Genomic DNA, 5,263 nt, shown 5'->3' on the forward strand with positions numbered 1-5,263 from the left:
TCACAGGATGTCCCCCGCGATCTGCTCAATCCGCTTCACGTAGGCGTCCTTCTTGGCTGCCAGCGCGGGCCCGAGGAACGGCTGCGGACCGTGCCGGGAGGTACCGAACTCCTGGAACACGCCGTGGCGCGCATCGGCGGCCACGACAGCGACGAGACCCTTGGCGTGGCTGACGATCGAGTTGGCGAGCGCACCGGATCGGCGCGGAGCGCGGCTCTTCGCCTCCGATGCCACCTCCCTGCCTGCGGCGGCGGTCGCCTTGATGACCTCTTGGGTGACCTTCGACGACGCCTTCCCGAGGTCGACGGCGAGCTTCGTCAACTCCGCATTCTCGGTCATGGCGTCTCGATCACCGATGCGGTGAAGCGGCGCTTGACGACGCCGAGACCGTTCTGGCGGACTGTCTCCACCGTGAACCGGGCGCCGTCGAGAGACGGGTCGCGGGGGCAGTGGTTGACGACCATGACGTGACCCTCCCTGAGCGCATCTACCCACCACGGCACCGAGCAGCGGTAGGCGCGGGACGTGACGGGCTGCTGACCCGTTGATGTCACCTGCCCGGCCATGGAGCCGGGATCGACAGCACCGACGCCGGCGTAGACCTCGGGGCCGAACATCTCCACCTCGGAGCCGTCCACGAACTCGTAGCGGCGATGGGTGTAGATGGTGACGTCGCAGTCCATCTCCGACTGGGCGTGAGCGCGGAGGGTGTCGAGGGCGTCGCGGGTGACCTCACCAAGCAGCATGACGGCCTGCCTGATAGGCGGGGTTGATGCTGAACGCCTCGGACTCCCGTCCGCGATCTGGGGCCAGCAGGTCCCAGTGCGCGGCGGTGATGCGGAACCAGCCCGTGTCGGCGGTGTCGTACCGCACCGACGTGGACGAGTCATCGACAGCGACCTGAGTTGCTGTGACGCCTCGCCCCGGCGAGGTGAGGCGGTCGGCGACCACCTCGGACACCACCAGGGCGAGGGCGTCACTGTCGAGCGCCTCGAGGGGGCCGAGGCGGTCAGCGATCATGCGTTCAACCACCGCGATCCACCGCTGAACGAGGACTGTCTCATCGCCACCGAGGCTCGCCCTGCGGGCGGCGATGCGGACGTCCTCGACGGTGGTCACTTCGACCGGCCCCGCGTGGCAGGCTTCGGCTTCGACGGGGCCGGGTCGTCGGCGGCCAGCAGATGGTCGCCGATCATCCCCTCAGCCCAGTCAGGTACCGCGTCGCCACTGCGGAGCGCCACCGGCTGACCAGAGTCAGGGTGGCGCACCACAGTGGTAGCGATGAGAGTGCTCATCACAGCACCTTCACGGCCATCGACAGGTTCGCGTTCGCGAGGACCGGCAGCGCGATCGCGTCACCGACCACCTCGGCGATCATCGGCACCGTCTGATGCCGCCACAGCCCTGCGACGAGACCCGGCATCTCCGCATCGACGAGCGAGAACTTCGGATCGGTCGCGGTCAGGGTCTGACCCCAGAACGTGGCGCCGAGCTCGGTCCCGTTGTAGTCATCGATGGCGGTCGGCTCCGGCAGGAAAAGCAGCGTGTCGTCAGGGATGACGCGCCCGCTCTTCGTGCGCCGGTCGTAGATGATGATGTCGGGCAGGCCGGCTGAGGACACGATGCCGCGAACATCCTGCTCCATCGGGCGGCGGAACGCCCCAGCAGCGGTCTGGCCCTGCATGACCTTAAGGCCGGACAGGGCGCGGAACACGCGGCGCGGCATGACGATCGCGCCGGGTTCGGTGCCGTTGCGGGTGGAGTACAGGTCCATCCACGTCTCGAGTTGGGTCAGTCCGTCCGTGGTGTCGGTCGACCAGAGGCTGTTCGCGGTGATGGTCAGGTCGGCGTCTCGACCGAAGTCATCGCTGGTCTTGTAGTTCGACTGCGTGATGGTCGCCTTGCCTGTGGCGAGCACAATGCCACGCATCCGCTCCACCGCATCAGCGATAGCCAGCACGCACCGGTCGGCAGCGCGGAAGCCTGCGTTACGGATCGAGTCGTCAGAGGCGTTCCGGTGCCGCAGCTGGGCGTACTCGCTGATGCGCTCCTTGCGAGACACAGCAGGCAACTCGATGATGACACGACCCTCGGGCGGGGTGTCGCCGATCTCGGGCTCAGCGTCGTAGGCGCGCCACTTCGCCTCATCCACGAGACCGTTCTGGCCCTTGTGGAAGCGGGCGGAGATGTCGTCCACCTCCCGGTTCGGGAGGAACTGGGCGAGCGAGCCCTTGCGGCGCTCGATGGCCGACAAGCCCTCACGGACATAGCCGGTGAGCTCGGCAGGGTCGATCAGGTCAGTCCACAGTTCAGCCATGGATCAGCCCTCCTTCACGAGGTCGAACTTCGACGCGTCGGAACCGGTTTGCGGCTCGACGTGCGCCTTGGGGAGCTTGGAGACGTTGATCGAGCCGTGCCACACGACGGGCACCGCGAGATCAGAGACCCCATCGGTAGCCTCGTCGGAGAACAGAAACCCGAGCTTCTCGCCCGAGGCACCCGTCCACGGCTCGATCGCGCCGAGGTTGGCGATGTTGAGCTCCAGGCCGGACGGGAAGAACCCCTTGGGGTAGTGCCCATCGGTCAGGCTGGTGCCCTTGGTGAACTTCGACACGTCGAGCGTGCCGGTGTGGTTGTTGACAATTGCGTGAGCCGAGGCGAGCCAGGAACGATTCCCGCCCGAGAACGACTCAACCTTCATGCGAGGCATGGTCACTCCTTCTTCTGATGTAGTTGCCGGTAGGCGTCGCGGCCCGCTTGAACGGTGCCGCCCTTGTTGGAATCGCCCCCACCTCGCCCGATGGACGGGTCCGGCTTGGGGCCGCGGGGCTTCGCGCCGTCGCTGCCGGTATGGTCGGCGGGTGCCAGCCGTGCCGCGAGGGCATTTAGCTGGTCTTCGCTGGTCGTCGCGACCAGAAGTTTGATGTCGTCCTCGGCGGTGATGCCGTGGGAGCGGGCCGCCCGTTCGACGGCCAGCTCGTGCTGCATGTGCTGCATCTGCGCCGCAACGTCCTCGACCGTCACCTTGGTTGGGTCGGGGGTCTCCGCGCCGGCGATCGCTGCCAGGCCGCGTTTCAGTTCCGACATCTGCTGCTCGAGCGCCTTGCGTCCGTCGCGTTCCCTCTGGAGGGCGCGGAGGCCGCTGTCGCCGAGCTTCTCGTCGGCCTTGTCGGCCTTGTCGTCATCCTTGGGCGCCTCGGGGGCCTTGCTGCCGTCGGAGGGTTCCTTGGGGGCCTCTGGGGCGCTGTTGTTGTCGGCCAGCATCGTGAAGCCGCCGAACAGGGCGCGGTGAGTGTCGATGATCTGTCGCAGATCGTCGGGCGTGTGGTGCGGCATCGTGCCACCTCTCTGGGGTTGGGTGCGCTGACTCGCTCAGCGCATGTACTTGTGTTTCCGCAGTAGCTGGATCGCCATGTCCTGGTCGTCGCCCGCCTTGGCGTAGATCGCTTTCGGGGTCCAGCGCTCCATCCTGCGAGCGCCGTACATGGTGCGGGCGCCGTTGGCTCGCAGCACCGACTTCTTTTCGCCGTCCTTGGTGATGCGGACAGCCGGCTTGGCGTTGATGACTTGGTTGATGTCAGCGCCGTCCTCGATCGCCCGAAGCTGGTCTCGGGTGAGGTCCTTGATGTCGGACACGTCCAGCGGAGGCACTGAGGGTTTATCCCGGTCACTGACAGCCACCAGGCGTCCATCGCAGCCGGGGTGCCGCGTGAACGACCTCGTGCCAGGCTTGAACAGCTTCCCGACGAGCACCGCGCACCGCTGGCACATCGGGGCGGGGTCCACGAACATCAGCGACGTGCGAGCCCTCCCAGTCGCCCCGACCATGGCGGCGTTACGGCCGGCTTCCGACACAGCCCAGTGGGCCATCGTCTGCGCCACCCTGCCGCCAGCGGCCAGCTTCTGAGTGGCAGTGCCCGGCGTCGCCCTGGCTGTGATGACAGCCGGATACAGGAGGGCGGGGATTGTGAGAACTGCCCCTGACGTTGGGTGCTCCGCCCATCCGCCGAAACCAGCCGGGTCGACCTCCGCCAACGCCTTCTCTGGGTATCCGGAGCGGTACAGGTCGTCGTCCACGCTGGCAGCGCCAGCAGCAGCGGCACCGATCTGCGCGGCCACCACCAATCGAGACAGAGGCGTCAGCTTCAACTGCCATTGAGCAGCCCAGTCGCCGCTCGCGCGGATCGTGCGCCACTCGCGGCCCACCATCGTGGCAGCGGCCCGCGAACGGGCCAGCATCGCCTTCTCAGGCGACTGTGGTGACATCGCCCGGAGCCGCCATCAGCGCCTGCACCAGCGGGTCGGCATCCTGCTCGCGGAAGTAGGCCCGCTCCCGTTGCTTGCGCCCCTCGTCCCATCCCAGTTCGTCCCACACGCCCTCGCGAGAGAGGATCGGCACGCCGCCAGCCATCTTCGTGAGGGCGTCGGCTCGCTGTGAGTAGGTGGGGGTCGCGGGATCGTGCCACAGCGCCCTGATCTCGTTGCCGGGGAGCCATTCGCCGGTGCGGAGGCGTTCCCGCAGGCCCATCACCCACGCCCACGAGTCACCGTCGTACACGTTCATGCGCTCGACGTTGCGGATTAGACGGGCCTCATCGGCGCGGATCGCGCCCTCCGACGCAGGATTGACGGTGTCTTGACCGAGGTAGCGGGTCGGGAGCCCCAACATCCCGCCACACCAGCGCAGCATCGCGTTCACGGCGTCGGTAAAGTTCGACAGTTGCGCCGCGTCCCACGACCCGAACTTGGCGTCCTTGTTCGACGTGACCTTGAGGATGGTCATGTATGCCTCCCACGTCGCCATGGGTTTACCCGTCTTGGGGTTGATGAAGTCTTCCTTCTTGACGCCAGCGGCCCACCGGTGGGGCCACGCCAACGCCTCAGCGCCGATCTGCGTGTTCGTGATGATGCGGGCGATCGCGTCCGTCATCGGGATCACGTCCGCCATCTCTGACACGCCAGTCCAGCGGCCCGTGCGGGGCCGGTTCAGGAACATCACGACCGGCACTCGGCCAAGCCCGTGCTCGTCAGGGTCGAACTCGTCGGCCCAGTCGTGGCCGTCGCGGATCAGATAGCGGCTCTTGTTGGGCAGGTACAGGGTGGCGCGCTGCCGGTCATCGTCGCCGGTGTAGGTGCGCAGCGCGGCAGTCATGCGCCGACGGGGATCGATCTCGACCGAGAACGCCTCAGGCGACTCCACGGTGATGAGCGGCTGATCGGGTTCTTCAGGGTTTGTGGACACGACCGCGAAGCCGCGCCCGAA

Annotated in this window: 9 protein-coding genes; all 9 read right to left on the bottom strand. The window is 67.1% G+C overall.

Translation table 11 applies throughout. The features are described 5' to 3' along the window. On the bottom strand, positions 1 to 339 hold the full coding sequence (locus ACTQ48_RS10655) for an HK97-gp10 family putative phage morphogenesis protein (RefSeq protein WP_441042093.1): 339 nt from the start codon (positions 337 to 339) through the stop codon (positions 1 to 3). Beyond that, positions 336 to 746, bottom strand: coding sequence for a DUF6093 family protein (locus ACTQ48_RS10660; protein WP_441042091.1), 411 nt, complete (start codon positions 744 to 746; stop codon positions 336 to 338). The genes ACTQ48_RS10655 and ACTQ48_RS10660 overlap by 4 nt, the downstream gene beginning before the upstream one ends. Continuing rightward, positions 733 to 1,119, bottom strand: a complete 387-nt coding sequence (locus tag ACTQ48_RS10665) for a hypothetical protein (RefSeq protein WP_441042089.1) — start codon at positions 1,117 to 1,119, stop codon at positions 733 to 735. The genes ACTQ48_RS10660 and ACTQ48_RS10665 overlap by 14 nt, the downstream gene beginning before the upstream one ends. Continuing rightward, positions 1,116 to 1,295, bottom strand: coding sequence for a hypothetical protein (locus ACTQ48_RS10670; protein ID WP_441085589.1), 180 nt, complete (start codon positions 1,293 to 1,295; stop codon positions 1,116 to 1,118). Before ACTQ48_RS10670 ends, ACTQ48_RS10665 begins: the two co-directional genes overlap by 4 nt. Continuing rightward, positions 1,295 to 2,317, bottom strand: a complete 1,023-nt coding sequence (locus ACTQ48_RS10675) for a major capsid protein (protein WP_441042087.1) — start codon at positions 2,315 to 2,317, stop codon at positions 1,295 to 1,297. The genes ACTQ48_RS10670 and ACTQ48_RS10675 overlap by 1 nt, the downstream gene beginning before the upstream one ends. A 3-nt stretch (positions 2,318 to 2,320) precedes the next feature. Further along, positions 2,321 to 2,710: a hypothetical protein gene (locus ACTQ48_RS10680; RefSeq protein ID WP_441069377.1), complete on the bottom strand. Its 390-nt coding sequence runs from the start codon at positions 2,708 to 2,710 to the stop codon at positions 2,321 to 2,323. A 2-nt stretch (positions 2,711 to 2,712) separates the two neighbouring features. Then, positions 2,713 to 3,336: a hypothetical protein gene (locus ACTQ48_RS10685; RefSeq protein ID WP_441042083.1), complete on the bottom strand. Its 624-nt coding sequence runs from the start codon at positions 3,334 to 3,336 to the stop codon at positions 2,713 to 2,715. Positions 3,337 to 3,372: 36 nt separating this feature from the next. Further along, a complete protein-coding gene (locus ACTQ48_RS10690; RefSeq protein WP_441042081.1) occupies positions 3,373 to 4,239 on the bottom strand; it encodes a hypothetical protein in 867 nt (288 codons plus the stop codon). 7 nt (positions 4,240 to 4,246) lie between these two features. After that, the coding region (locus tag ACTQ48_RS10695) for a phage portal protein (protein WP_441570889.1) at positions 4,247 to 5,263 on the bottom strand (1,017 nt) is incomplete at its 5' end.

This window comes from Collinsella sp. Sow4_E3 (assembly GCF_052116285.1).
Lineage (GTDB): Bacteria > Actinomycetota > Coriobacteriia > Coriobacteriales > Coriobacteriaceae > Collinsella.